This is a genomic window from Streptomyces sp. NPDC046876, assembly GCF_040645035.1.
Classification (GTDB): Bacteria; Actinomycetota; Actinomycetes; order Streptomycetales; family Streptomycetaceae; genus Streptomyces.
The window spans coordinates 15,234-39,238 of sequence record NZ_JBEYXK010000037.1 but is presented as its reverse complement, the minus strand read 5'-3'; the positions used below and the strand labels follow the sequence as shown (position 1 = coordinate 39,238).

General features: G+C 72.5%; 24 protein-coding genes and 2 pseudogenes. 14 read left to right on the top strand and 12 right to left on the bottom strand.

The genetic code is table 11. The features are described from left to right. Window positions 1–22 precede the first annotated feature (22 nt). Window positions 23–925: a helix-turn-helix transcriptional regulator gene (locus ABZ924_RS20670; RefSeq protein ID WP_361911531.1), complete on the bottom strand. Its 903-nt coding sequence runs from the start codon at window positions 923–925 to the stop codon at window positions 23–25. A gap of 166 nt (window positions 926–1,091) precedes the next feature. Here ABZ924_RS20670 and ABZ924_RS20665 point away from each other — a divergent pair, with 166 nt between their 5' ends. The 3 genes from ABZ924_RS20665 to ABZ924_RS20655 all read left to right on the top strand — a co-directional run bounded on the left by ABZ924_RS20665 (window position 1,092) and on the right by ABZ924_RS20655 (window position 5,178). Then, window positions 1,092–1,955, top strand: a complete 864-nt coding sequence (locus ABZ924_RS20665; protein ID WP_361911528.1) for an NAD(P)-dependent oxidoreductase — start codon at window positions 1,092–1,094, stop codon at window positions 1,953–1,955. 139 nt (window positions 1,956–2,094) lie between these two features. Further along, entirely contained in the window at window positions 2,095–3,750 is a 1,656-nt protein-coding gene (locus tag ABZ924_RS20660) for a N,N-dimethylformamidase beta subunit family domain-containing protein (RefSeq protein ID WP_361911525.1), read from the top strand. A gap of 69 nt (window positions 3,751–3,819) precedes the next feature. Beyond that, entirely contained in the window at window positions 3,820–5,178 is a 1,359-nt protein-coding gene (locus ABZ924_RS20655; RefSeq protein ID WP_361911522.1) for an LCP family protein, read from the top strand. 43 nt (window positions 5,179–5,221) lie between these two features. Here the strand turns inward: ABZ924_RS20655 and ABZ924_RS20650 are convergent, their stop codons facing one another. Next, window positions 5,222–6,250, bottom strand: coding sequence for a helix-turn-helix transcriptional regulator (locus tag ABZ924_RS20650; RefSeq protein WP_361911519.1), 1,029 nt, complete (start codon window positions 6,248–6,250; stop codon window positions 5,222–5,224). Window positions 6,251–6,700: 450 nt separating this feature from the next. Beyond that, on the bottom strand, window positions 6,701–7,468 hold the full coding sequence (locus ABZ924_RS20645) for a DeoR/GlpR family DNA-binding transcription regulator (protein ID WP_361911517.1): 768 nt from the start codon (window positions 7,466–7,468) through the stop codon (window positions 6,701–6,703). Between the two features lie 170 nt (window positions 7,469–7,638). Between ABZ924_RS20645 and ABZ924_RS20640 the strand changes: the two genes are divergently transcribed. The 7 genes from ABZ924_RS20640 (at window position 7,639) to ABZ924_RS20610 (ending at window position 16,024) form a co-directional block, all read left to right on the top strand. Further along, window positions 7,639–8,874 carry an MFS transporter gene (locus tag ABZ924_RS20640; RefSeq protein ID WP_361911514.1) on the top strand — a complete coding sequence of 412 codons (1,236 nt, stop codon included), beginning with the start codon at window positions 7,639–7,641 and terminating at the stop codon, window positions 8,872–8,874. A 36-nt stretch (window positions 8,875–8,910) separates the two neighbouring features. Then, window positions 8,911–9,513, top strand: coding sequence for an HAD family phosphatase (locus ABZ924_RS20635; protein ID WP_361911512.1), 603 nt, complete (start codon window positions 8,911–8,913; stop codon window positions 9,511–9,513). A 97-nt stretch (window positions 9,514–9,610) separates the two neighbouring features. Beyond that, a complete protein-coding gene (locus ABZ924_RS20630) occupies window positions 9,611–10,879 on the top strand; it encodes an aminotransferase class III-fold pyridoxal phosphate-dependent enzyme (RefSeq protein ID WP_361911509.1) in 1,269 nt (422 codons plus the stop codon). After that, window positions 10,876–11,853: an inositol monophosphatase family protein gene (locus ABZ924_RS20625; RefSeq protein WP_361911506.1), complete on the top strand. Its 978-nt coding sequence runs from the start codon at window positions 10,876–10,878 to the stop codon at window positions 11,851–11,853. The genes ABZ924_RS20630 and ABZ924_RS20625 overlap by 4 nt, the downstream gene beginning before the upstream one ends. Beyond that, complete coding sequence (locus tag ABZ924_RS20620; protein WP_361911504.1) at window positions 11,850–12,887, top strand: alcohol dehydrogenase catalytic domain-containing protein; 1,038 nt, start codon at window positions 11,850–11,852, stop codon at window positions 12,885–12,887. Before ABZ924_RS20625 ends, ABZ924_RS20620 begins: the two co-directional genes overlap by 4 nt. Continuing rightward, on the top strand, window positions 12,884–14,854 hold the full coding sequence (locus tag ABZ924_RS20615; RefSeq protein ID WP_361911501.1) for a beta-galactosidase: 1,971 nt from the start codon (window positions 12,884–12,886) through the stop codon (window positions 14,852–14,854). Before ABZ924_RS20620 ends, ABZ924_RS20615 begins: the two co-directional genes overlap by 4 nt. Window positions 14,855–14,965: 111 nt before the next feature. Continuing rightward, the gene (locus ABZ924_RS20610; RefSeq protein WP_361911498.1) at window positions 14,966–16,024 is read left to right on the top strand and encodes a lactonase family protein; all 1,059 of its coding nucleotides are present in this window, start codon (window positions 14,966–14,968) and stop codon (window positions 16,022–16,024) included. Window positions 16,025–16,103: 79 nt separating this feature from the next. Here ABZ924_RS20610 and ABZ924_RS20605 read toward each other — a convergent pair whose 3' ends face one another. The 6 genes from ABZ924_RS20605 to ABZ924_RS20580 form a co-directional block, all read right to left on the bottom strand. Continuing rightward, window positions 16,104–16,640, bottom strand: coding sequence for a hypothetical protein (locus ABZ924_RS20605; protein WP_361911495.1), 537 nt, complete (start codon window positions 16,638–16,640; stop codon window positions 16,104–16,106). A gap of 21 nt (window positions 16,641–16,661) precedes the next feature. After that, a complete protein-coding gene (locus ABZ924_RS20600; RefSeq protein ID WP_361911492.1) occupies window positions 16,662–17,048 on the bottom strand; it encodes a hypothetical protein in 387 nt (128 codons plus the stop codon). 101 nt (window positions 17,049–17,149) lie between these two features. Then, window positions 17,150–17,302, bottom strand: coding sequence for a hypothetical protein (locus tag ABZ924_RS20595; protein WP_361911489.1), 153 nt, complete (start codon window positions 17,300–17,302; stop codon window positions 17,150–17,152). 529 nt (window positions 17,303–17,831) lie between these two features. Next, window positions 17,832–18,524: an HAD family hydrolase gene (locus ABZ924_RS20590; RefSeq protein ID WP_361911486.1), complete on the bottom strand. Its 693-nt coding sequence runs from the start codon at window positions 18,522–18,524 to the stop codon at window positions 17,832–17,834. Between the two features lie 18 nt (window positions 18,525–18,542). Next, a complete protein-coding gene (locus ABZ924_RS20585) occupies window positions 18,543–18,821 on the bottom strand; it encodes a hypothetical protein (protein ID WP_361911483.1) in 279 nt (92 codons plus the stop codon). 372 nt (window positions 18,822–19,193) lie between these two features. Beyond that, window positions 19,194–19,766: a hypothetical protein gene (locus ABZ924_RS20580; protein ID WP_361911480.1), complete on the bottom strand. Its 573-nt coding sequence runs from the start codon at window positions 19,764–19,766 to the stop codon at window positions 19,194–19,196. Between the two features lie 89 nt (window positions 19,767–19,855). Here ABZ924_RS20580 and ABZ924_RS20575 point away from each other — a divergent pair, with 89 nt between their 5' ends. Further along, a complete protein-coding gene (locus ABZ924_RS20575) occupies window positions 19,856–20,500 on the top strand; it encodes a dihydrofolate reductase family protein (protein WP_361911477.1) in 645 nt (214 codons plus the stop codon). A 33-nt stretch (window positions 20,501–20,533) separates the two neighbouring features. On the opposite strand, the pseudogene ABZ924_RS20570 reads toward ABZ924_RS20575, so the two are convergent. Continuing rightward, a pseudogene (locus ABZ924_RS20570) lies at window positions 20,534–21,299 on the bottom strand (helix-turn-helix transcriptional regulator). Here ABZ924_RS20570 and ABZ924_RS20565 point away from each other — a divergent pair. Together ABZ924_RS20565 and ABZ924_RS20560 are read left to right on the top strand one after the other, a co-directional pair. Further along, window positions 21,253–21,958: pseudogene (locus ABZ924_RS20565) on the top strand (SDR family oxidoreductase). The pseudogenes ABZ924_RS20570 and ABZ924_RS20565 overlap by 47 nt on opposite strands. An 80-nt stretch (window positions 21,959–22,038) precedes the next feature. Continuing rightward, window positions 22,039–22,341, top strand: a complete 303-nt coding sequence (locus tag ABZ924_RS20560; protein ID WP_361911474.1) for a hypothetical protein — start codon at window positions 22,039–22,041, stop codon at window positions 22,339–22,341. Between the two features lie 192 nt (window positions 22,342–22,533). Here ABZ924_RS20560 and ABZ924_RS20555 read toward each other — a convergent pair whose 3' ends face one another. Next, window positions 22,534–23,130 carry an Hsp20/alpha crystallin family protein gene (locus ABZ924_RS20555; protein ID WP_361911471.1) on the bottom strand — a complete coding sequence of 199 codons (597 nt, stop codon included), beginning with the start codon at window positions 23,128–23,130 and terminating at the stop codon, window positions 22,534–22,536. A gap of 267 nt (window positions 23,131–23,397) precedes the next feature. On the opposite strand from ABZ924_RS20555, the gene ABZ924_RS20550 reads away from it, so the two are divergent. After that, window positions 23,398–23,700 carry a hypothetical protein gene (locus ABZ924_RS20550; protein ID WP_361911468.1) on the top strand — a complete coding sequence of 101 codons (303 nt, stop codon included), beginning with the start codon at window positions 23,398–23,400 and terminating at the stop codon, window positions 23,698–23,700. Between the two features lie 21 nt (window positions 23,701–23,721). Here the strand turns inward: ABZ924_RS20550 and ABZ924_RS20545 are convergent, their stop codons facing one another. Further along, window positions 23,722–23,988, bottom strand: a complete 267-nt coding sequence (locus ABZ924_RS20545; RefSeq protein ID WP_361911465.1) for a hypothetical protein — start codon at window positions 23,986–23,988, stop codon at window positions 23,722–23,724. Window positions 23,989–24,005: the final 17 nt, after the last annotated feature.

The following is a 24,005-nucleotide window of genomic DNA, read 5'->3' as shown; positions in this document are numbered from 1 at the left end:
GGCACACCCCGGCCGAGCAGGATCAGCGGCTGTGTGCCCGGGGCGAGGAAGGGTCCGCCGTTCCGTCGCGCGCCGCGGCGGCGTCCGCGTGCGCCAGCAGCAGCATCGCGTCGTGGTCCGGGGTGCCGGGCTCGGCCTGGTAGACGATCAGCCGGTGGCCCTCGGTGCGGGCGACCTCGTACGCCTCGTAGCTCAAGGTCATGGTGCCGGTGGCGGGGTGGGTGAAGTGCTTGCGCCCGTTGGTGCGGCTGCGCACCTCGTAGCGCTGCCACAGCGCCGCGAACTCCTCGCTCTTGACGACGAGTTCACCGACCACCGCGGTGATGTCGGGCGCCTCGGGATACCGCCCCGCGGCAGCGCGCAGATGGGCGACGGTATCCGCGGCCACGTCCTCCCAGTTGCCGTAGAGGGTCCGGGCGGCGGGGTGGAGGAAGGTGTAGCGGGCGGTGTTCCGGCGCGGCTGCGGCCACGCCTCGATGCCGGGCAGCAGGCGCAGCCCGCGCGGGTTGGCGGCGAGGAGGTCGTTGGCCCGGCCGAGTACGTACGCGGGGCAGGGGTCGACGATGTCCAGCATCCGAAGCACGTCCGGGCGCAGGGCCCGCGAGGGTGCCGTCCCGGGGTCCGCGGCGCTGCTTTCCCGGGGGGCCCTGGCCAGCTCGAAGAGGTGCCTGCGCTCGTCCTCGTCCAGCCGGAGCACCCGGGCGACGGCCTCCACGACCGCCGGCCCGGGCCGGTGCTGTTTGCCCTGTTCCAGCCGCCGGTAGTACTCGATGCTGACGCCCGCGAGCAGGGCGACTTCCTCCCGGCGCAGGCCGGTGGTGCGCCGGCGCCCGGTCGTCCCCGGCAGCCCGGCCTGCTCGGGCGTGACCTTGGCCCGCCGCGTCCGCAGGAACTCTCCCAGTCCGGAAGCTTCGTCTGTGTCCACCCCTCGAGTATGACGATCATCCCGTCGCCCGAGAGGGGCCCTGCCAGGGCCCCTCTCGGGCGGGTGTCCCGGAACGGGGGCCCTCCTGCGCAGACTGGCTTCCGACGGCGCCCCATCCGGGCGTCGCGGATTCGTCGTACGACGTCAGGCGAAAGGAAGCGGAGAAATGGCGAACGTGGCGGTGGTGGGGCTCGGCATCATGGGCCGGGGCATGGCCGAGAACCTCCTGAAGCAGGGTCACACCGTGACCGTCTGGAACCGCAGCCAGGACAAGGCCCTCGACATCGCCCGGGAGGGAGCGACCGTGGCGGCCACCCCCGCCGAAGCCGCAGCCCGCGCCGACGTCGTCTTCGAGGTGACGGCCGACGAGGGCTCGTCACGTGCGGTGTGGCAGGGCCCCGACGGCATCCTGGAGGGCGCGGGCCGGGACGCCGTGCTCATCACCTCCGCCACCCTGCCCGTCGACTGGGTCGAGGAACTGGCCGCTCTGTGCGCCCGGCAGGGCGCGGCCTTCTACGACATGCCGCTCACCGGCGGCGCGGCCGGTGCCCGGACCGGGAACCTGGTGCTCCTCGCGGGCGGCGACGCGAGCGGCCTGCCGGCGATGCAGCCCGTGTTCGACGCGATCGCCCGGGAGGTACGGCACTTCGGCCCGGCCGGCGCCGGCACCCGCTTCAAGCTGATCCTCAACGCCCTCCAGGCCCTCCACCTGGCCGGCTTCGGGGAGGCGCTGCGCATGGCCGAGGCGGCGGGCCTGGACCCGCACCAGGTCGGCGAGGCCCTGCTCGACCGCCCCGGAGGCGTCGTCACCCGGCTCGCCTGGGACAGCTACCTGACGCCGCCCGAGCCGCTGAACTTCTCCGCCGCATGGGCGCACAAGGACCTCACCTACGCGGCCCGCCTGGCCGACGAGGCCGGCCAGAGCCGTCACCCCCTCCTCGACGGCGTCCTCTCGCTCTTCTCCGCCGCACTCGCCGAGGGCCGCGGCGAGGAGGACTGGAGCACGGTGAACCCGACCTCGTCCCGGTAGCGGCGGGCCCCGGGCCGCTTGCTGCTTTCGGGTGGGCCGTCCGGCCCGTGGCGTGGCCGAACGGGCCGGGGGCCGCGCCGTCGCCTAGAAGGACAGACAGCACGAGGCGGCGCGGTGGCGGCAGAGGCAGGTGGTGGGCATGGGGCGCGAACAGGAGCGCAGCGGTTCGCCGGGACAACCGCAGGGCTGGACGGAGTCCACTCCGGGCGGACCCGAGCGCAGACGGGTCTTCGGGATGGCCGCGGCCTGCTTCGCCGGGCCCTGGTTGCACGGCGGCGCCGGGCCGGCATCAGCGGCGGAAGCGCCTCGCGGCGGCCCGAACCGGGCGGCGGCCGCCGCGCCGGGGCCGGGCCGCGGCCGCGGTTTGGACGTGACCGCGGAGAACACCAGGCCCGGGCACGCCGGCTGGCGCATCACCCGCCCCGGTCCCGCCGGAGCGGTCGAGGGATACACGAGCCGGGTCAGCGTCCTGCCCGGGCAGCCGCTCGATCTGCACGTGTCGACCACCGCCGACGCCTACACCGTCTCGGCCTACCGGATGGGCTGGTACGCGGGAGCACGGGCCCGCCTCGTGTGGCGCTCCGGCCCGCTGCCCGGGGCGCGCCAGCCGGCCGCCCGCGTCGATGCGGCCACGCGCATGGTGACGACCGACTGGCGGCCGTCGGTGCAGCTGGACACCACGGGCTGGCCGGAGGGCTGCTACCTGCTGCGCCTGGACACCGCCGACGGCCGGGCCGAGCGGTACGTGCCGGTGACCGTCCGGTCCTGCTCCACCGCGGGCCGCCTCGTGGTGGTCAACTCGGTCGCCACCTGGCAGGCGTACAACCGCTGGGGCGGCGCGGACCTGTACAAGGGGACGACGGGGAAGAAGGGATCGCGGTCCCTGGCGGTCTCCTTCGACCGTCCGTACGACAGCGGCCGGGGGGCGGGGCAGTTCCTGCTCTACGAGGCTCCGCTCCTCGCCCTGGCCGAGCGGATGGGGCTGCCCTTGGCCTACGTGACCGGCGTGGACGTGGCCCGTGACCCAGCCCTGCTGTGCGGGGCGGTGGGCGTGGTGTCCCTGGGACACGACGAGTACTGGAGCCCGGAGCAGCGGCTGCACGTCACGCGGGCCCGGGACGCCGGGACCAACCTGGCGGTGCTGGGCGCGAACTGCTGCTACCGGCGCGTCCGGCTCGAGGCGTCGGCCGTGGGCGCGGACCGCACGGTGGTGTGCTTCAAGGAGGACTACGCCGACGACCCCGGGTACCGGGCAGGCCTGCCGCCCACCAACGACTTCCGGCGTGCCCCGCTGTCCCGCCCGGAGAGCGAACTGCTCGGGGTGATCTACGACGGCTATCCGGTCGACGCACCGTACGTGGTGTCGGAGCCCGACCACTGGCTGCTGGCCGGGACCGGGGTGCGCCGCGGACAGTCGTTTCCGCACCTGGTGGGCGTCGAGTACGACCGGGTGAACACGAAACACCCCACCCCCCGCCCGATCCAGGTGATCGCCCACTCGCCGGTGGTGTGCAAGAAGCGGCGCACCCACGCCGATTCGGCCTACACGACGATGCCCTCGGGGGCGGGGGTCTTCGCGACGGGCACGATGAGGTGGGTGGAGGCGCTGGACGCCACGGGCCCCGGCGGCAAGGGCAACCACGGCCTGGACGCCAGGGCGGGAGCCTTCACCAGGACGGTCACCGAGAACCTCCTGCGCGCCTTCGCCCAGGGTCCGGCAGGCCTGGCGAGGCCCGCCGAGGATAACCTGACGGCCTATTACCCGGGGGCCCCGGCGCCGGCCGGCGGCGTGTGACCAGCACGCGCGCCGTCCCGTCCCTTAATGTCGGAAATCCACCCGTAAGACCCGTTTTGGGAGTGTGCCGTGCGACGGCTGACCCTCACGCTCACCCTGGTGTCCACCCTCGCGCTCGGCTCGTGGCCCGCCGCCGGCGCCGTCTCGGCCGACGACCCGGCACCGGCGGCCGGTGCCCGCCGCGGCACGAACTGGCTCGTCGTCGGGATCGACAGCCGCGAAGGACTCTCCACCGCGGAGAAGAACCGGCTCAACGTCGGAGGAAAAGGCTGCAATTGCACCGACGTGATGATGCTGGTGCACCTGTCGCAGGACGAGCGCCGCGCCAGCATCGTCTCCCTTCCCCGCGACTCCTACGTGGCCTACGCCAACACGGAACCCGTCCGCAAGGGCAAGATCAACGGCGCCTACGCCCTCGGACGCGGCCCCCTGACCGTGGCCACCGTCGAACAGGCCACCGGACTGCACATCGACCACTACCTCGAAACCGGATTCACCGGCTTCGAGCAGGCGATCAACGGGCTCGGCGGCGCCGTGGTGTGCACCGACAAGCCGCTCAAGGACGAGAATTCCGGCCTCGACATCACCGCAGGCGTCCACCACACCGACGGCCGCGGCACGCTCCGCTACGTCCGCGCCAGGCACATCAACCGACCGGGAGACCTCGGCCGGGTGCGGCGGCAGCAGCGCATGGTCTCCGACCTGCTGGCCAAGCTCCGCGCCGACGGTGCCCTCGCCGATCCGGCCGCCGCCTTCACCACGGCCCGGAAGCTGCTGAAGTCCGTCCGCACGGACGACCGCACCGGCATCTGGGACGTGGCGCACATCGGATGGACCCTGGGCCGCATGGATCCCTCCCGGACCGAGTTCGCGACGGTCCCCATCAAGGAGTTCGACTACCGGGTCCCCGGTGTCGGCTCCACCCTGATCTGGCACGAATCGCGCTCCCGGGCCCTGTGGGCCGCGCTCGCCGCGGACCGGCCCTTCACCGGCGACACCCGGGTCCAGCCCCGCCCGGCCAACCTCGTTCCCACCAATCCCGCCGGTGTGAAGGTCCGCGTCGACGACGCGTCGGTGGCCGAGGCCCTGCGGGCGGCCCACTTCGTCGTCACCGACACCTCCTCCGCGGCGCCTGCCGTACGCCACTCCGGACCGCCCCTCATCCGCTACGCCCCCGGACGGGAGGACGACGCGGCCACGCTCGCCATGGCCCTGCCGGGCGCGCGGAAAGAGGCGGTCGCACAGCATGACGGGTTCTTCGACGTCCTCGTCGGCACGGCCGCGGTCAGCGTCCGCAAGGTCACCTACGACCGCAACGTCGCCGAAGGCGCTCCGGTGACCGGGGACCACCTCGGCTGCGCCGGCGAAGGCCGGCCGCCAACGCCCGTCAGCGGTCCCGCACCGGCATCCGACCGAGCCCGGCAGTGACACGGCGTCCTGGCGGCCGCGCAACTCCTCGTCGTCGCACCGCTCATCGGCCGTGCGGGGCGTCGGGGTCGAGCAGACCGTGCTGGTGTGCGAGGTAGCCCAGCTGGAAGCGGCTCGTCGCCCCGACCTGGCGCATGACGGCGGAGACGTGGCGCTGGCAGGTGCGTACCGAGATGCCCAGGGCGCGGGCCGTGGCCCGGTCGTCGTACCCGTCGATCAGGTGCTGGAGGATGGATCGTTTCGTCTGATCGGACACGTCCTGGACGAGCGCCTTCTCGCGCGGCTTGCCGATGTGCTCGCCCCTGGCCCAGAGCAGGTCGAACAGCTCGGCGGCGAAGGCCACCAGGTCGGGGCTGCGCACGAGCAGGGCCCCGCCGGGCGTGTCCCGGAGCGGGAGGACGAGCAGGGCCCGGTCGAACAGGAGGCATCTGGTCAGCCCGCCCGAGAGCGTTCTGGCCTCGGCGCCCAGGTCTGTCATCTCCGCCGCGTACCGGGCGGTCGTCGGGTCGAAGCGGGCGGAGTGCTGGTAGAGCGTGCGGACGTGGACGCCGCGGGCCAGCAGCCGCCGGGTCCAGGCGCCGACGCGGCGCAGTTCGGCGGACGGCTGGGGGCCGCCGGGCCGCGCGCTCAGCACCTCCCGTGAGCATGCGGCGGCCTGCTCGTCGAGTATCCGGTGCAGTGCGGCGGCCGACTCGACCCGTTCCAGCGGCGGCCCCTGCAGGACGTGACGGCGGGCGGCGTGGACGATGGCGAGTTCCGCGAGTTGTCCGCGCATGCGGAGTAAGTCGAGTTGGGCGCCGTGTACCCGCTCCTCCCAGCGCTTGAGTAACTGCTCCGACACCTCGGCCGGGTTGGCGGCTGCGAAGCGATCGACGTCGATCTGCTGGACCAGGCCGGCGGCGAGCAGGGACTCGAGGGCGCGCGCATGTGCCCCGGCGTCCTCACGGGCGAGGAGCCGGCTCGCGTCGAGCGGTCCCTGCTCAGCGAACTCCCGGTAGAGATCCATCTCCTCGGGGGTCAGCTCCCTCGGTCGTTCGCGGTCAGTCGGGCGCTGCAGTGCGGCTGTGTCCATGTCGCTGCTTTCTGGTTCGCATCCGTCGCGACCGCGATGCTAGAAGACTCCGCTCCGCCCCGTCCCGGCCAGGAGTACGTATCGGACATGGCCGCACAGGAGGGACAAGCGCCGGTCGGCTGCCCAAATCCCCTGGATACACCGGGAATTCGAGCACGCGTGCGCGGCGGGCCCTCCGCGGACCGACCTCCCGGGGGTTGGCCGGGACCTGCCCCCAGCCGCTGCGCCTGGCCGCAAGGACCGGCTGTCGGGTTTCCGACAGTCGCCAACATGACGGTCGGACCCCATGGGCGGACGGCTGCATCTCCCTGATGCTGGATGGGGCGCGCCCCCATCCCGCCGGGCGCGCCGCACCGTCAGGAGGGCACGTGCACGTGAATTCCCGGTCGCCGACCGCGGGCAGGGCCGGGGCCGGAGCCAGGGCCGGGGCTGTGGCCGCGGCCGTCCGGTTCAGCTGTCCGCCGGATGGACGACCTCCACCCCCTGCTCCCGCAGCGCCTTGACCGCAGGGGAGTCGGCGGGCGCGTCCGTGACGACGAGCGCGACCTCCTGCATCGGGCAGATCCGGCCGAGCGCCGTACGGCCGAGCTTGTCGGCGGTCGCCACGAGGACCACCCGCTGCGCCGAGGCCACCGCTGCCCGCTTCACCTGTACGTCGTCGAGGTCGTACGCGGTGGCGCCCTGGAGCGGGTCGACGCCGCAGCAGCCCAGGACGAACGTGTCGAAGCACAGGTCCTCGAAGGTCCGGACCGGGGTGTGTCCGTAGAACGACAGCTCCTCGGGGCGCACCTGCCCGCCGGGCATGACCAGGTGGATGCCGGACTGTCCGGAGAGGGCGAACGCCGCGTGCAGGGAGAGGGGCGTGACGGTGAACTGCCGGCCGGCCATGGCCCGGGCGACCGCCACGGCGGTGGTGCCGGTGTCCAGGGCCACGGTCTCCCCGTCGGTGAGCAGTTCGACCACGGTGCGCGCCAGCCGCTCCTTGGCCTGGGCGGCGGACATCGCCCGGATCGCATAGGGCGGCTCGACGCCGCCGGGCAGGCTGCTCACCGCGCCGCCCCGTACGCGGCGCAGTGCGCCCTGTGACTCCAGTACCTCCAGGTCCCGGCGGATGGTCATCTCGGACGCCCCGGTGGCCTGGGCCAGCTCGGCCACGGTCGCGCGGTTCTGCTGCATGAGCAGTTCCACCACGAACTTGTGCCTCTCCATCACGTTCATGTGTCTGCTTTTAGCACATGCACGCCTGGAAGGGAGTGTCGGTGAGCGTTTCGAACATGGTATCTGTTGAAACGAACACCGGAGATGACTAATCTGCTCACTGCAGTGTGAAACTCAGGCTGCTGTGAACGTGGAACGCGTTCATTCGGCTACGACCGATGAGGAGAGCGATGTCCGCCACGAGTGAGGCCGACCTGCCGGAAGCGGGAAGCACGGGAAGGCCCCTCCTCACCACCGTCGCGATCACCGCCTCGTGCGCCGCGTTCGTGGTGATCGGCGCCCTCCAGGCGCTCTACGGCCCCGCGATCCCGGCCCTGCGCGAGGAGTACGGCATCAGCCCCGCCGTGGCCGGGCTCAGCCTCAGCGCCCACTTCATCGGTGCGCTCCTCGGCGTGCTGGTCTACCACGTGCTGCGGGGCCGCCTGAACAACCGGCTCCTGCTCGGCGGTTCCTACGTGCTCATGGCCGTAGGGGCGGCGGCCTTCGCCTCCTCGCCGAACTGGCCGCTGGCCCTGGCCGGCACGTTCGTCATCGGCCTGGGCTTCGGTGGCATCGACTACGGCCTCAACCAGCTCTTCGCCGTCGGTTTCGGCCGCCGCAGCACCGCCATGCTCAACCTGCTCAACGGGCACTTCGGGATCGGAGCCATCGCGGGCCCCGCCCTCATCGGCTGGCTCGGGGCGGAGGACTACCCGCAGATCTTCGTCGGCATCGGGGTGATCAGCCTGCTGATCCTGTTCACCCTGGGCGGTGTGGCGGCCCGGGAGCCCGAACCGACGCCCGCCGAGGGCGCAGCGGCCGGCGGCGGGGCCCGGGTGCTGCCGATCATCGCGGTCTTCGTCGGGATCTACGTGCTGCACGTCGCCATCGAGACCGGCGTGGGCGGCTGGGAGCCCACCCACCTCGAAGCCGTCGGGTACGGCGCCGCCACCGCCGCGACGGCGACCTCCGCCTACTGGGCGGCCATGACGGTGGGCCGGTTCGTCGTGGCGCCGCTGAGCCTGCGCTGGTCGGCGCCGTCGATCCTGACCGTCTGCTGCGCGGGCATGGCCGGCTTCCTGCTCCTGGCCACCGTCCCGTCCCTCGCCCCGTACGCGTACTTCGGCGTCGGCCTCATGATCGCGCCGATCTTCCCGACCTGCCTGCCCTGGCTGAACCGGGCCGTTCCGAGCGTGGCCGCGGCCGGCGCGTACGTGATCGCCGCCTCGATGATCGGCGGGGTGGCCTTCCCGCCGCTGCTGGGCGCGGTCATCGACACCATGGACGTCAAGACGGTGCCCCTGGTGCTGTTCGCGCTCGCCGTCGCGTGCGCCGTCCTGAGCCTGTGGCTGCGCAGGAACGCCCCCGACCCCGGCGGCGTGACCGGCCGCGGCGGGGCGGCGCGGACCGATACGGCCGCCGCCTGAGGAACGTGAAGAGCAAAGGAGCAAGGAGCAAGAAGCATGAAAGCCGTTCTCTTCGACATGTTCGGAGTCATCGCCCGCCTCCAGTCGCCCGCGTCCAAGGCCGCACTCCACCGCGTGGCCGGCGGCGACCGCGACCGCTTCTGGGAGGCGTACTGGACGCAGCGCGTCCCGTACGACCGGGGCGACGTGGACGGGCCGGGCTACTGGGCGGCGGTCTTCGCACAGCTGGGCCTGCCGCTGGACGAGCGCCTGACCGCCGACCTGATCGCCGCCGACCTCACGAGCTGGAGCGAGATCGACGAGGAGGCCGTGGAACTGCTCGGCACCCTCGCCGACCGGGGCGTCACCCTCGGGCTCCTCTCCAACATCCCCGAGGAGCTGGCCGTGCGCTACGAGGCCACCCAGCCGTGGCTGCACCGGTTCGCGGTCCGCGGCCTGTCCTGCCGGATCGGCAGCGCCAAGCCCGAACCGGCGGCATACCGGTGGTGCATCCGGGAACTCGGGCTGCCGGCCGAGGAGATCCTGTTCGTCGACGACCGGCCCGACAACGTCGAGGCGGCCCGCGAACTCGGGCTCGAGGGATGGGTGTTCACCACCGTCGACGCGCTGCGCGACGTACTGGAAGCGGCCCCGGCGTGACGGCGACCCCGCAGCTCTGTCCACTTCCGGCCGGGAATCCGGCCGAAGGAAAGACCGACATCTTGACGTTCTCTACTGACCAGCGCGAGAGGGACCGATGGAAACCAAGGACGTTACCGACCACATCTATTACCCCGTCAGCGACTACAAAATGGCGCGCGGTGAGGGCGTCTACCTTTACGACGAGGACGGCAGGAGCTACTTAGACTGCGCATCGGCGACCTTCAACCTGAGTCTGGGCTATTCCCACCCGGCCGTCATCGCCGCCATGAAGGACCAGCTCGACAAGGTGGTCCACATCACCTCCTCGTACCGGAGCGACCCGATCGACGGGCTGGTGCAGCGGCTGGTGGACGTCTCTCCGGCCGGTCTGACCAAGGTGCACCCCAAGGTGTCCGGCGGCTCGGCCGCCAACGAGGGCGCCATCAAGATGGCGCAGATGGCCACCGGAAAGTCCGAGGTCATCACCCTGTTCCGCAGCCACGTCGGACAGACGATGATGATGACGTCGATGTCGGGCAACGGCTTCCGCCGCGAGCCGTTCCCCAACCTCTTCCCGGGCAGCCTCCAGGTCCCCGACCCTTACTGCTTCCGCTGCTTCTACGGGCAGCAGCAGGGCTCCTGCGGAATGATGTGCGTGGACCGGCTCGACGACTTCGTCGAGTACGCGAGCTCCGGCCGGGTCGCCGCCGTCCTCATCGAGCCGATCTCCGGCAACGGCGGCAACATCGTTCCGCCGGACGGCTACATGCAAAAGCTCCGCGCCTTCTGCGACGAGCAGAACATCGCCCTCATATTCGACGAGATCCAGACCGGTATCGGCCGGACCGGCCACATGTTCGCCGCCCAGCACTTCGGCGTGGAACCCGACGCCATCACCACCGCCAAGGGCCTCGGCGGATCCGGTGCACAGGTCGCGGCCATCCTCACCAACGAGCGGCTCGCCGGACTCCCCGCGAACCACCACTCCTTCACCTACGGTGCCAATCTGCTCGCCGCCGCCGCGGCGAACGCCACGCTCGACATCGTGCGGCAGCCGGAATTCCTCGCCAATGTCACCCGGACCGGCGACCACATCATGGAACGCCTCCACGACATGAAGCGCCGCTATCCGGCCATCGTGGACGTCCGCGGCGTCGGGCTCATGATCGGATTCGAGATCGCCGAGCCGGACGGCAAGCCGGCCGTGAAGCTCACCAACCACCTGGCCGCCCAGGCCATGGAGCACGGCCTGATCCTGCGCACCTCGCGCTACGGCTACGGCAACGTCCTCAAGATCCGCCCGCCGCTGATCCTCACCATGGACCAGGCCGAGGAGATCTGCGACAAGCTGGAGAACCTCTTCCTCGCGGAGCTGGCCCGATGACGACCCCCGCGAACCCGATGAAGCAGCTCATCGTCTCCCTCGGCCTGCACGTCCGCTCCGAACTGCTCGCCTACGAGGCCCGCGGCCGCGATCGCGAGGTCCACGGCGACTCGCCGGGCGGCGACGCCCAGTTCGACGTGGACGAGGTCGCCGAACGGGCCGTACTCGACTACCTGCGCGCCCATGCCGAGGTGCCGATCGCCCTCTACACCGAGGACGGCTCCTACGTCGAACTGGCCCCCGAGCCGCAGGTCCTCCTCGTCGTCGACCCGATCGACGGCACCCGGCCCACGTCGGCCGGGCTGGAGATGGGCATGGTGTCCATCGCCGCCGCCCCCTACGGCGACGGGGCACCCACCCTCGCCGACGTGGACGCCGCATGCCTGGTGGAGATCAAGTCGGGGGCCTGGCTCTACGGCGACGACACCGAAGGCCTCGACAGCAGCGGCTACCCCACGGCGGTGCCCCGACTGAGCCGCAACACCGACCTGACCCGGATGTTCTGGTCGATCGAGTTCAACGGCCACCCCATGGACCTGATGACGGAGGCCTACGGCCACCTCGTCGACAGCTCGGCCAACACCGGCGGCATCTTCGTCTTCAACAGCAGCACCTTCTCCATCTCACGCATCATCACCGGCCAGCTCGACGCCTACGCCGACATCGGCAACCGCGTCCTGCGCGACCACCCCGACACCGAAGAGCAGTTCCTGCGGGTGGGCCGGGGCTCGATCCTGCACCTCTTCCCGTACGACATCGCCGCCGCCGTCTACCTCGCCCGGCTGGCCGGCGTCGTCATCACCGACGCCTACGGGGACGACCTCGGCTCCACCTCCCTGGTGGACCTCGGCCCGATGAACCAGAAGTCCTGCATCGCCGCGGCCACCCCCGCACTCCACAAGCAACTGCTCGACTCCATCCGCTGGGACCTCGGCCGCGCAGCCGCCGCGCCGGTGGTGAAGGAGGAATCATGAAGGCCCTGACGCTGACCGCCGAGCGCACGCTCGCCCTCGTCGACCACCCCAAGCCCGAGCCCCGGGCCGCGGACGACGTGGTCATCCGCATCACCCAGAGCGGGATCTGCGGAACCGACCGCAGCGTGCTCGTCGGCAAGTTCCCCGCCGAGACCGGCGTGGTGATGGGCCACGAGGCCGTCGGCATCGTCGACGCCACCGGCCCCGGGGTCACCCGCTTCGCCGTGGGCGACCGGGTCATCGTCAACCCCACCCTCTACTGCGGCCAGTGCACCGCCTGCCTCGAAGGGCACTGGAACTTCTGCGGCCACAAGGCCGGCACCGAGGTCGGCCTGGACTACGACGGCTCCTTCGCCGAGTTCATGCGCCTGCCCGAACTCTTCTGCCACGCCATCCCCGACGGCATGAGCTTCAACCGCGCGGTCGTCGTCGAACCCCTCGCCTGCGCCCTCAACAACATCGAGGCCGGCCGGCTGGCGGCGGGCGAGACCGCCGTCGTCGTCGGCGGCGGCCCCATGGGCGTCGTCACCGCCATGGCCGCCCAGTTCCACGGCGCCCGCGTCCTCCTCGTCGAACCCGACCCGGTCCGCCGCGCACTGGACCAAGAGGTGTTCGACACCCCCGAGTTCGCGGGCCGCGTCACCGTCCACACCCCGGACGACCCGGAGCTCACCGAGCGCGGCGACCTGGTCGTCGACTCCGTCGGCAACCTCCTGGAGCAGAGCCTCGCCTACGCCGCCGTCCGGGGCCGCGTCGTCATCATGGGCTTCAACAGCAACGCCTCGGCCACCGTCCGCCCGCTCACCCTGCTCCAGCGCGGGCTGCAGATCATCGGCGCCGGAGACTACAACAGCATGATCTTCCCGAAGGCCGTCGAGCTGGCCCGGCAGCTGCCGCTGGAGCGCGTCGTCACCCACCGCTTCGGCCTCGCCGACCACGAAGAGGCGTTCAGGGTGCTGGCCGCCGTTCCCGGCGCCGAGTACGCCGCCCTGAAGGTCCTCCTCGTACCGCCGCACACCGGGACGGCCGCATGAGCCCCTCGACCGCACCCCGGCACCCGCACGGGCGCGCGCGGCCGCGCCCCCAGCCGAGCCCGCGGCCGCGCCGGCGGCTGGCCGAGGCTCTCGTCCCCGGCACTGCGCGCCCGGTCGTCGTCGGCGAGTACCCCTACTACCGGGCCGACCCCGCCAACTGGGCCTCCAACCTGCGGGAACTGCGCGGCCTCGGAGTGGACGTCGTCTCCTGCTACCTGCCGTGGCGCTTCCACGAGGTCGACGACGGCGGCGGCCGCACCTTCGACTTCACCGGCAGGACCGACCCGCAGCGCGACGTGGTCGGACTGCTGGAGCTGGCCGCCCGCGCAGGACTGGGCGTCCTCCTCAAGCCCGGCCCGTTCATCCACGCCGAGGTCCAGCTCGGCGGCCTGCCCGACCGGCTGAGCGGCACCGGACCCGCCCCCTACCGGGGGCTGGACGGCACCGTCCTCACCTCCCAGGGCAAGCCGCTGCCGAGCCTCCTCGACCCGGCCGTGCAGGCCGAGACCGAGACCTGGCTGAAGGCCGTCGCCGACGAGGTCGTCGCCAAGGCGGTCGCCCCCGACGGCCCCGTCGTCGCCCTCCAACTCGGCAACGAGGGCACCTGCGGAGACGCACAGCTCCCCGTGGACGCCCAGGACGCCTCACCCGCCGCCCGCGAGGCCTTCGCACGCTGGCTGACCGGCCGGGGCCTGCCCGACGAAGCCGCACTCGCCCACGCGGACGTCAGCCGGTGGAGCAGCGCCCTGAAGCTGCAGTGGTCCCAGTGGTCCGGACACGCCATCGTCGGCCTGTGGGACCGGATCTCCGCCCTGTTCCCCGCAGGCCCCGCCCGGCTGGCCAACGTCCCCCTGACCGGCGTGGACGCCCCCCGCGCCGCCCTCGACGCCTGGGCCGCCCGGCAGCGCGCCATCCGGGGCTCCGGACACCTGATCGGGCACACCGAGTGGGTCGGCAACCCGGCTCGGGACACCACCGCCTTCGGCTCCCACCTGGCCGGCATCCTCCTCGGCGGCACCGACGTGGTCGAGGCCAACTGGGGTTTCACCTGGACCGATCCCACGTTCGCCCAACCCGCCACACCGGTCTTCAACGCCCTGCTCGCCCTGCTGCTGGGCTCCGGCACCATCAGCGTCTACACCGCCTGCGCCACGGCCAACTGGGGCGCCCTGGTGGACATGGATCCAGACGGGCTGCGCTCCGAAGGCGTCGACCCGGCGCTGCACGCGCCGCCGTACAGCCCCGGGGCGCCCCTGGCCGAGTCCGGCCGGCACCAGGCCAACGCCGAAGGGCTGCGCCTGCTGGCCGCCTTCCTCGAACGCCACGGCGACCTGCTGCTCGCGAGCACGCAGGACCGCGACGCAGTGGTCCTCCTCGACCGGGCCCTGCCCGAGGCCGGCGCCTGGCAGCGCAGCGGACGCACGGCCCTCGCAGAACTCGCCGACGCCGTACAGGAGCAGCTCGCCGCTACCGGCCGCATGATCGGCCTGGGCTGGCTGGACGAGCACCCCGGGCCGGCCGCGGCCGACGGCTCCGAGGTCCCCGTGGCCGTCGTGCGCGCCGGCGACCCGGACGGCTGCGAGGGCAGCGGCGAACTCGTCCTCCCGGCCGGGAAACCCGCCGACGGGGCGGTCACGGCGTTCGTCGCCGCCTTCGCCGCCGGGCTCCCCGCCCCCGGCCGGCCCCGCTGGACCACGGCCCACGGCAGGGCCCGCGTACTGAGCAGGTCGGCGCCCGGCGGCGTCCGCATCACCGGCGCCTTCAACCCCACCGACGGCGAGGACCGGGTCACCGGCACCGGCGGCGGCTGGACGCTGGACCTGCCCCCCGGCTCCGCCGCCGTGACCGTCAGCCGCGACGGCGCGCTCCTGGGCTGGCTGGCCACGCCCGAGCCACCGTCCACCACCCCCGTCGCCCTCACCTGGGGCGGCGAAGAGGCCGACGCGCTGCGCGTCCGGGCCTCCTGAGAACGCGGGCGGCGGGGGAGCGCACCTGACAGCGCACCCCCGCCGTCCGCCCTCGAACACGCGGTGAGCGGTTTCCGCGGCCGCAGCGGTTCCTGCTGTTACCTTCGCCCCATGGTCGAGGGCGGCAGCACACGCGCGTACATCGGTTCGTTCACCTCGGGAGGCGGCCGTGGCATCACCACCGCGACCGTCGATCCGGCGACCGGAGCGCTGACCCCGCTCGATGGTGCCGCGGACGGCCTCCCGAACCCTTCCTGGCTGGCCCTCGCGCCCCGTACCGGAGTGCTGTACGCGCTGAGCGAGACCGACGACGGCGCCGTGGCCGCGTACCGGCGGACACCGCAGGGCGTGACACTCCTCGGCCGGCCCGTCCCGTCCGGCGGCACCGGTCCCACCCACCTCAGCGTGGCCGGCGGCCGGCTGCTGACTGCGCACTACGGGTCCGGCACGGTGACCAGCCTGCCCCTGGGCGCCGACGGCACCCCGGGCGGGCCGCCCTCCGTCCTGACCCACCGCGGCTCGGGCCCGGACCCGGACCGGCAGCAGGGGCCGCACGCCCACCAGGTACTGTCCGACCCTTCCGGCCGCTGGGTGCTCAGCGTGGACCTCGGCACCGACTCGGTACGGGTCTGCACGCTCGAACCGGGGAGCGGGGAGTTGCACATGCACGCCGAGACCGCCCTGCGGGCCGGGAGCGGACCCCGCCACCTGGCCTTCCACCCGGCCGGCAAGGTGGTCTACGTCCTGCATGAGCTGGAGCCACAGCTGACCGTCTGCCGCTGGGACGCGGCCGACGGGCGGCTGGTCCCGGTCGGCGAGGTCGCGGTCCTGCCGGCGGACGCGCCCTCGGGCGCGCGCCCGTACCCGTCGGTGCCGGCCGTCTCCCCGGACGGGCGCTTCCTCCGGGCCGCCGTCCGCGGCGCCGACCTCATCGTCACCCTGTCCCTCGCCGACGGCCCCGAGAAGCCGCAGCCGGTGGACGCGGTGGAGTGCGGCGGCACCTGGCCCCGCGACCTGGTGGCCGACCCGTCCAGGCGACGGCTGTACGTGTGCAACGAGTGGTCCGGCGACGTCACATGGTTCGACGCGGACCCCTTGACGGGCCGTCTGCAACGCACCGGCCGCCTGGAGGTCCCGGCCGCGGCCTGCGTGCTCTTCGACTGGAGCTGACCCGGCCGGCCGCCGGCATGCCCCTGCCTTCGGCCCGGGGCCGGCCTCGGGCAGGGGCACCACGTCCTGATGGCCCGGCCTACTCCGGCGCGGACGTCCGGCGGTGGACCTCCACCAGGGAAGCGCTTCGCAGGAGGTCGCCGGGGGTCACGAAGTTCGGCTCTTCCTGCACCGACCGGATCTCGGCGACCGCCTCACGCGGGGTATGCGACCCCTTCGTCCCCCCGGTGCCCGCGCGGTGAAGTGCAGTCCCGAACGCCGTCATCGACGCCAGCAACTCCTCCTCGCCGGGGTCGGAGAGGGCTGCCCCACCCGGGACCGGCGCCGCCCCGGTGCCGGTCGGGCGCTTCGAGCTGCGTGCCGTGGCGGCCGCGTAGGCGGAGACCAGCGGGGCCAGTTCCCTCTCCGCTGCGGCGGCATCGAAGCGTCCTGCCCCGGGACGCGCGCGCACGGCGTCGAGCGCGGGGGTGGCGCGGGCCCAGTCCAGCAGGGAGCCCCCGGCGCCCGACTCCTCCTGCCCGATCTTCAGCACGTACGGGGCGTTCGGCTGCGCCTCGGCGAAGCACCGGTAGACGAACTCCGAGCAGATCATCGGGTGCTGTCCGCGCTCGGCCATGGCGTTGACGGCGCCGGCCGCCTAGTCCAGCACCGTACGCACCATGCGGCGCGCGCCCGGCGGGAGCGGGATGTGCCGTGAGACGCACAGCACGGCCAGCAGCACGACCTGCTGGTGCGCGTACCGGGCGCCGTGCACGAGGTAGCCGGCCGCGACCTTCAGCACCGGTGCCGTCTCGGCCGGGGCCGCCATGGTGCGGGCCACCATCAGGTCGTGTCCCTTCATCACCTCTTCGGAACCGATGGTGCGCAGTCCCGCGCCGACCGCCTCCGCGACCCGTTCCCGATCCAGGGCGAGTGCGGCGTGGCTGACCTCGCTGCCGTCGAACAGGCAGATCGCCCGCGAGATGGATCCGGTTCCCCGGGACAGTACGACGTCACCGGGTTTGACCGGGTCGGGAAGAGGCATGGCAGACCACCTTGAGCGCGTGCGGACGGGGATTGCGGTCCAGCGCTATCAGCCCGTGCGCGCCCGGTCCACGGCACACGCCCGGCATTCAGCCCGAAGGGTCAGCCCGTACCGATCGCGCGCCGTCGGCCGGCCGCGGTCAAACCGGCCAGGGTGAGCGTCATCATGACGGCCGGCACCGCGTAGGCGGTGGTGACGGCCTCCGGGGAGCCGTCGGTGAGCAGGAGGGGGTACGGACTGCACGGCCAGAGCACCCATGGCCGCGTAGCCGAGGCCCAGGTCGGCTCCCCGTACGACGCTCATGGCGGACAGCGAGGCGAGACCGCCGTGATCGAGGGTCGCCGCGAGGTACCCGGCGGCGCTGGGGAGTTGGACCAATCCATCGGTGGTGGCCGATCCGCCGAGGCCGAAGCCGGTCTCCGGCGGGGCCTGGACCAGCACAGGGATCACGATCCCGGCCGCCATGAAGGCGTACCCGCAGGCCAGGGCCGACCCACCCGCAGCCGGCAGCGCCGGGGAGCGCTGGGCCCGCAGGTCGACCGGCGCCAGGCCGGCACCGGGTCACCCGGTGCCGCGTCGCGACGGGTCGTCGCCCCGTCGGCGGGGACGAAGCGGAGCGTGCCGGCCAGCGACGCGACGCACAGCACCAGGGGGAGGAGGGAGAGTGAACGCGTCCCGAGCAATATCCGGGAGTTCCTCACCTGCGCAGTCCTCGCCGTGCAGCGCAACCGCCGCCGTACGCTTCGGTCCCCTGCATGCCAGGGGTGCCAGGTGTCTCGGTGCTCACAGGGCGGGCGCCAGGAGGCGGGGCAGCTCGGCGAGGGTCGCGATCGTCTCGACGCCCGGACCGCTCTGCCGGCCGGTGCGGTCCAGCAGAACCGCACGGATACCAGCGGCATGGGCGCCGGCGATGTCGGTGGCGGGAGAGTCGCCCACCATGATGCTCTGCCGCGCGGACCGGCCGAGGGCGCGGAGAACGGCGCCGAACGCCGCGGGGCTCGGCTTGGCCGCGGCCAGTTCCTCACTGACGAAGACGTGGTCGACGTACGGCGCCAGGCCCAGCGCGCGGATCTTGGCGCGCTGACCGTCGGACGGCCCGTTGGTGAGCAGGGAAAGCTCTGCCCCGGCGGCGCGCAGGGCGCCGAGGGCCGGCAGCGCGTCGTCGAACAGCTCGATGTCGGTGTTGGCGCTCGCCACGTATACGGCGTTCGCCTGCGCGGCGGCAGCGGAGGCCGTGGCCCGGTCCGCTCCCGCCTCGGCCGCCGGAATCTCGAACCGCAGGCGGCGGTACTCCTCCCGAGCCAGCTCGCCGGCCGTGAACCGCGCGAACAGCACGGGGTCCAGTGCGTCGAACCGGGCCCAATACGCCGGCCCGGCCGGCACGCCGCGCTCACGCAGCAGCACGTCGATCTTCCCCTTGGCGCGCCGGCGGGCGGCTGCGTAGTCGCACAGGGTGTCGTCCAGATCGAAGATCACCGAAAGCATCGCTCAGCCCTACCAAGCCACGCGGAAACCGATGGAAGCCGAACCCGCGATGTACCACCGGCCGCGCCGGGCGGCGCAGGCGAGCAGGGCGGCGGACTTGTTCCATGCCCCGCCCTTGACGACGGCTGCGAACCAGAGCCTGAGGTCGTTGTCGCGGAAGAAGTCGGTGCGCATGGAGAACGGTTCGTTGGCACGGGCAACGACCGGGTTCCGCTGGATCGGCTCTCCGAGGAAGTTCGTGCCGGATCGGTGGTGGCCAATGATCAGAAATGGCGTACTGCGGTGCATCGGTTGACGGTCCCTGGATTCACGGGGGCGGGTGGTCGGTGTCCCGGGGCTGGTGCGCAGGAGGTCGTGCTCGGTGCAGCCCGGGGCGGTGCGGGGGCGTCCGGGCTGATGGCCCTGTACGGGGGCATCCCGGACCGCCCGACCACGGCGAGCCCGCCCGAAGGCCGTGTGGGCGTACCCGGGCCAGGCGATTTCCGCCCCCGCGGGACGCGGCTCCTGAGGTGCGGGCCGACGTACCATGAAGATCATCCACTGGCATTGTGAACGGGCTGTACGGGCAGCATCAACGCCCTGCGAAGCCAAGAACATCCGTCGTCGAACGAGGGTGGCTCCGAGCGGGTCCGGGCTCCCGCCCGCGAGGGCCGGGCCGCGTCAGCGCCGGGCCGCGCCGAGGGTCTGGTCGGCCGTCAGGAAGCGGTGCTCCGTCGGCTTCAGCACTTCGCAGAGGTAACCGAAATACTCCGTTTCCGCCGTTCCTGTGAGCACCGCCAGCAGGAAGGCCACGCATCCCATGGCGTGGTCCTCCCACAGGGGGCCGCGCCCCTCGTTGTAGAGCACGGTCCACTCGTCAGGGTGCTGCCCGGGCCGCACCAGCCAGTACAGGAACGCCCCCGTGCCCTCCTCGAACGCCCACGGCAGGACCCGCGCCCCCGCCTCCAGCAGGCCGGCGGGCTTCGCCTCGAACTCCCACAGGCCGGCCAGGATCTCGTCCCGTTCCGCCGTCTGCGCGTGCAGGTCGCAGTCGCTGTAGGCGGAGCCGGGGACGAGCAGCCAGACCGCGTCGTCGAAGATGCCGTCGCCGTACGTCTCGACGAGCTGCTTGTAGTCGGCGGGCAGAGCCGTACCCAGGGCGCGCTCGGCCTGCGCCCAGTCGACAGCGCGCGGCGGTTCGGCGGGCGGCGGGCAGAGGCGGACGAGGGCGTCGAGTGCATCGAGGGAGATCACGGAACGCACGCTACCGGCGCGGCGATGAGTTCGTGGGCCCCCGCAGGTCTATCTCTTGACGGAGACGACCGACTCAGCGGGAGCAAGCCATGGGCCTCATCCACATCGAGCTGTTCGCGACCCTCGACCTCGTCGGGCAGGCGCCCGGCGGCCCCGACGAGGACCCGGTGGGGTTCCCGTTCGGCGGCTGGCAGGCACCCCTGTTGGACGAGGTCGCCGGGGCGCAGGTCGGTGCAGCGTACGAAGGCACGGACGCCCTCCTCCTCGGGCGGCGGACGTACGACATCTTCGCCGCCTACTGGCCGCACCAGGAGGGCGGCGAGGACGACCGGATCGCCATGCTCTTCAACAGCGTCCCGAAGTACGTGGCCTCGCGCGGCCGGCCCGACCTCTCGTGGGCCGGGTCCACGCAGCTCGGCCCGGACCTGGCGGGCGCGGTGCGCGAGCTCCGTGACCGCCACGAGCACGTGAAGGTCGTCGGGAGCCTGAACCTCGTGCAGACCCTCCTGCGCGAGAAGCTCTTCGACCGTCTCGACCTCTGGCTGCACCCGATTGTGCTGGGCGTCGGAAAGAAGGTGTTCGACGGTGGCGCGGTGCCCACCAACGTCACGCTCCTCGCACCCCCGGCAGCCAGCCCGAAGGGCACCGTGTACCTGCGCTACGGGCTCGCCGACGGCATCCCCGCCACGGGGGACATGAGCGCACCGGCTCGCGGTGCCGGAACCGACGACTGAAGCCGCGCCGGAGGAAGTTCGAAGTCCGCCCGCCTACTCGGAGTAGATCACCAGTGTCTGTTCCGGCTGTTCGGCCAGGTGGAACGCGGTGTAGGTGAATTCGACGAGCCCGCGCCCCGGGCAGCGCAGCCGCTTCCGCCCGCCGTGCCGGGGCTGCACGTCGTGCAGCGGCCACCAGGTTTGCACGTCGGTGCTGCCCGCGTTCAGCTCGTCGATCAGCCGGGTGTACCGGGCGTCGCCCGGGCGGCGTCCGGCGAGCGTCCTCAACCGGGCGAGCAGGCCGCGTGCCTCGATCTCCCAGTCGACCAGAACCTCCCGGGCAGCAGGCTCGAGGAACAACCCAGCGTGCGAAGTTCGCCGGCTGGTCCGCCGCCGAGGTGAGCTGCGGGAACAACGCGCCGGCCGCCTGGTTGCAGCTCAGCACGTCGTAGTTGCCGCCGATGATGTACGCCGGCTGCGGCTGGAGCAGGAACGGAACGGCCGCCACCTCGGCGGAGAGCGGCTCGGGTCCTTCCGGCTCCATCGCGGGCGCGTGGCCGGCGAGCCGGAAGAGATGACCGCGCTCGTGCCGGTCGAGCTGCAGCGCCGAGGCGAGGGCATCGAGCACCTGGTCCGAGGGGCGGACGTCCCGACCCTGTTCGAGGTACGTGTACCAGGTGGCGCTGATACCGGCGAGCAGCGCGAGTTCTTCTCTGCGCAGGCCCGGAGTCCGCCGCCGGCCGGTGAGCGGCAGTCCGACCTGGTCGGGGGCGATCCGCTCTCTGCGGCTGCGAAGGAAAGCGGCCAGCTCACGACGCATCCTTGCCGAGCGGGGCGCGCGGCTCGTCCTGGGCGCGCGCCGGACCGAGCGCCTCGCGGAGCTGGTGGCGCGGATCGAGGAGTCGGGTGGCGCAGCCGTGCAGACCCGCACGGACGTGACCCGACGGGACGACCTGCACGGCCTGGTCGCACTGGCCTGCGAGCGGTTCGGCCGGCTCGACGTGCTCGTCAGCAACGCCGGGGTCGGCACGATCTCGCCCCTGGACGATCTACGGGTCGAGGAGTGGGACCAGATGGTCGACGTCAACGTCAAGGGCCTGCTGCACGGCATCGGCGCCGCGCTTCCGGTCTTCCGGGCCCAGGGCACCGGCCACTTCATCACCGTCGCCTCCACGGCCGCATTCCGCCTCGTGCCGGCCATGGCGGTCTACGCCGGTACGAAGGCCGCGGTCCGCGCCATCTGTGAAGGCCTGCGCCAGGAAGCCGGCGATTGCCTGCGGGTGACCACCGTCGGGCCCGGTGGCGACCGACTTCGCCGAGGCATCAACGAATCCGCAGGTCCGAGCGCGGATCACGGAGATGCGGGATCGGATCGCGATCCCGCCCGAGTCGATCGCCCGGGCCATCGCCTTCGCCATCGAGCAGCCTGCGACCGTCGACGTGAACGAGATCGTCGTCCGGCCCACCTCCCAGAACTGACCCCGGAACAACTTTCGACGACTGCGTATCGTCCTTCAGGAGTAGGACCCGGACCGATCACGCCAACTAGCGTGATGCACATGAAAGATCGCACGATAGACCGCACCGATCGGCACACCACACTGGTGACCGTCGGCATGGTGATCGCCGCTGTCCTCGTCGTCCTCTCCTTCGTGGCCTTGACGTGGTGGCAGGGCTGGCACATCCCCATCTTCGTCGGCTACCTGTCCGTCAAGGTCGCGATCAAGGCCGTCGCGATCGCCGGCGCAGGCCTGGTCGCCTTGGCGGCATGGCTGCGCAACCGCCGCAACAAGGCAGCCGACGGCCCCGACCCCTCCACCCCTCCCGACCCGCGCGAGAACGCCCCCACCGACCCGTCCTGAGAACAGGCGGCTCTGCGCACTGCCCGCCCCGGCGCGTCCACTGGCGCCCTGTCCACGGCGACGCCGCACCGCAAGTGGCGGCCGGCTGGAAGCCGAGAGGGGCGTGGCGGCCTCAACGGAGGCCGCTCGCGGGGCCGCCCGCGCCGCCGGTCACGGCAGCGCGGGCGGGTTCAAGGTGCGAGGCGGGAGTGGTCAGATGCCCGTCTCGGGCTCTCCCAGCGTGGATGCCCCGGGGGATCCACTGCCGCCGCCGGCCCGTTCCTCCTCGGCCCGGGCCGTGGCGCCCGCCACGAAGGTGTTGTGCGCTTCGACCGGGGTCATGCGGCTCGTGCCCGCCGGCTCGCCCGGCGACTTTCCCCCGAGTCCGTGTTGTTGCTTGTGCTGCCCGATTTCGATCTTGCGGCGCTGTTGCCGTGTCGTCTTGGGGACGGTCAGAGTGAGGACACCGTCGTCGAGGTCCGCGTCGCAGTGCTCAGGATCCGCTCCGGCCGGCAGGCTCGTCCGGTACGTGAAGCCGGCCCGCCGACTGCTGAGGACCTTGCCGTGATGCTCCTCGGACAGTTCTCCCCTGACGATCAGTTCCTCGCCCTCGGCCTCGATGTCGATGCTCTCGGCCGGGTAGCCGGGCAGCTCCAGCTTGAGCGTGTACGAGTCGTCGTCCTCCGACTCCTCGGCCATCGGCAGCCAGGTCCCGCTGCTCGCGGCGGGTGCGGCGGCCTGCTCCAGGAAGCGGCCCATCTGGTCCCACATGCTCTCGAACTCCGCGAACGGGTCACGTCCCTGCAGCACCGCACCCGGGCTGCTCCCGTGGCGTCGGATCGGCAGTACCATCGCCGTCACCTCCCGTGATGGTCCCGGGCGGCGGGAGCGCCTCCCGATACTGGGTGACTAACCGCACCCGCAGCGGCTAAACCGGCATGCCCCGTCGTTCTGCGGGCCGTGAAGGATCGGGAGCGGCGGCCGGGAGCGGCCGGTAAACGGCCGGGGAGGGGCCGGAGGGGCGACTCCACGCCTCGCCTGCGGGCCCGCGGGCCGGGCGCTCACTAGCCTGGCCCCATGACTGCCTCCGCCGAGCCCGGCCGGGCCCCCGTCCCCGACCGGTACACGATCGTGCTGCACCCGGGACCGCCCGCCGAACCGGGTTCCGAAGCCGAACGCGACCGCGAGACCGTCCTGCGCACCGCCCGGGTCGAGGCCACCGGTGCGCTCGGCGTTTCCGGCTATCCGCGCTACGCGGGCGAGGGGGTGCAGGCCGAGATCGATCCGGAGACGCGGGCCGTCGAGGCGGTGACCGTGGACGGCGCCGAGCTTCCCTTCGGCTGGACCGCCGGGCTTGCGGAGGACGCCCGCCCGGACTGAGGAACGGCGGCGGGCAGGCCCTCAGAGCCGCCGCAGCGCCGCCTCGCACGCGTGGCACCGCCGGTCCTCAAGCGGGGCCGGGTACCACGGCTCACCCGGTGCCGCCGGCCGGTAGTGCGCGTGCTCCATCGGGTCGGTGTCCTTCCCGCACAGCGTGCGGGGCGCCGGGTCCTCCGGTACGTCCGGGTCGGCCCCGGCGGCGTGGACGCGGACCACGACGGGCTTGACGCCGTCGGGGCCGATGGCCCGGTCCGGTTCCAGCTCGAACAGGACGATGATCGATCCCATACCCGCAGGATGCTGCA

Bases quoted from the DNA above. Each gene is read 5' to 3' on its own strand.
- ABZ924_RS20665 (WP_361911528.1), top strand. From the start codon at position 1,092: ATGGCGAACGTGGCGGTGGTGGGGCTCGGCATCATGGGCCGGGGCATG.
- ABZ924_RS20660 (WP_361911525.1), top strand. From the start codon at position 2,095: ATGGGGCGCGAACAGGAGCGCAGCGGTTCGCCGGGACAACCGCAGGGC.
- ABZ924_RS20650 (WP_361911519.1), bottom strand. From the start codon at position 6,250: ATGGACACAGCCGCACTGCAGCGCCCGACTGACCGCGAACGACCGAGG.
- ABZ924_RS20645 (WP_361911517.1), bottom strand. From the start codon at position 7,468: ATGAACGTGATGGAGAGGCACAAGTTCGTGGTGGAACTGCTCATGCAG.
- ABZ924_RS20640 (WP_361911514.1), top strand. From the start codon at position 7,639: ATGTCCGCCACGAGTGAGGCCGACCTGCCGGAAGCGGGAAGCACGGGA.
- ABZ924_RS20635 (WP_361911512.1), top strand. From the start codon at position 8,911: ATGAAAGCCGTTCTCTTCGACATGTTCGGAGTCATCGCCCGCCTCCAG.
- ABZ924_RS20630 (WP_361911509.1), top strand. From the start codon at position 9,611: ATGGAAACCAAGGACGTTACCGACCACATCTATTACCCCGTCAGCGAC.
- ABZ924_RS20625 (WP_361911506.1), top strand. From the start codon at position 10,876: ATGACGACCCCCGCGAACCCGATGAAGCAGCTCATCGTCTCCCTCGGC.
- ABZ924_RS20620 (WP_361911504.1), top strand. From the start codon at position 11,850: ATGAAGGCCCTGACGCTGACCGCCGAGCGCACGCTCGCCCTCGTCGAC.
- ABZ924_RS20615 (WP_361911501.1), top strand. From the start codon at position 12,884: ATGAGCCCCTCGACCGCACCCCGGCACCCGCACGGGCGCGCGCGGCCG.
- ABZ924_RS20610 (WP_361911498.1), top strand. From the start codon at position 14,966: ATGGTCGAGGGCGGCAGCACACGCGCGTACATCGGTTCGTTCACCTCG.
- ABZ924_RS20605 (WP_361911495.1), bottom strand. From the start codon at position 16,640: ATGGCCGAGCGCGGACAGCACCCGATGATCTGCTCGGAGTTCGTCTAC.
- ABZ924_RS20600 (WP_361911492.1), bottom strand. From the start codon at position 17,048: ATGCCTCTTCCCGACCCGGTCAAACCCGGTGACGTCGTACTGTCCCGG.
- ABZ924_RS20585 (WP_361911483.1), bottom strand. From the start codon at position 18,821: ATGCACCGCAGTACGCCATTTCTGATCATTGGCCACCACCGATCCGGC.
- ABZ924_RS20575 (WP_361911477.1), top strand. From the start codon at position 19,856: ATGGGCCTCATCCACATCGAGCTGTTCGCGACCCTCGACCTCGTCGGG.
- ABZ924_RS20560 (WP_361911474.1), top strand. From the start codon at position 22,039: ATGAAAGATCGCACGATAGACCGCACCGATCGGCACACCACACTGGTG.
- ABZ924_RS20550 (WP_361911468.1), top strand. From the start codon at position 23,398: ATGACTGCCTCCGCCGAGCCCGGCCGGGCCCCCGTCCCCGACCGGTAC.
- ABZ924_RS20545 (WP_361911465.1), bottom strand. From the start codon at position 23,988: ATGGGATCGATCATCGTCCTGTTCGAGCTGGAACCGGACCGGGCCATC.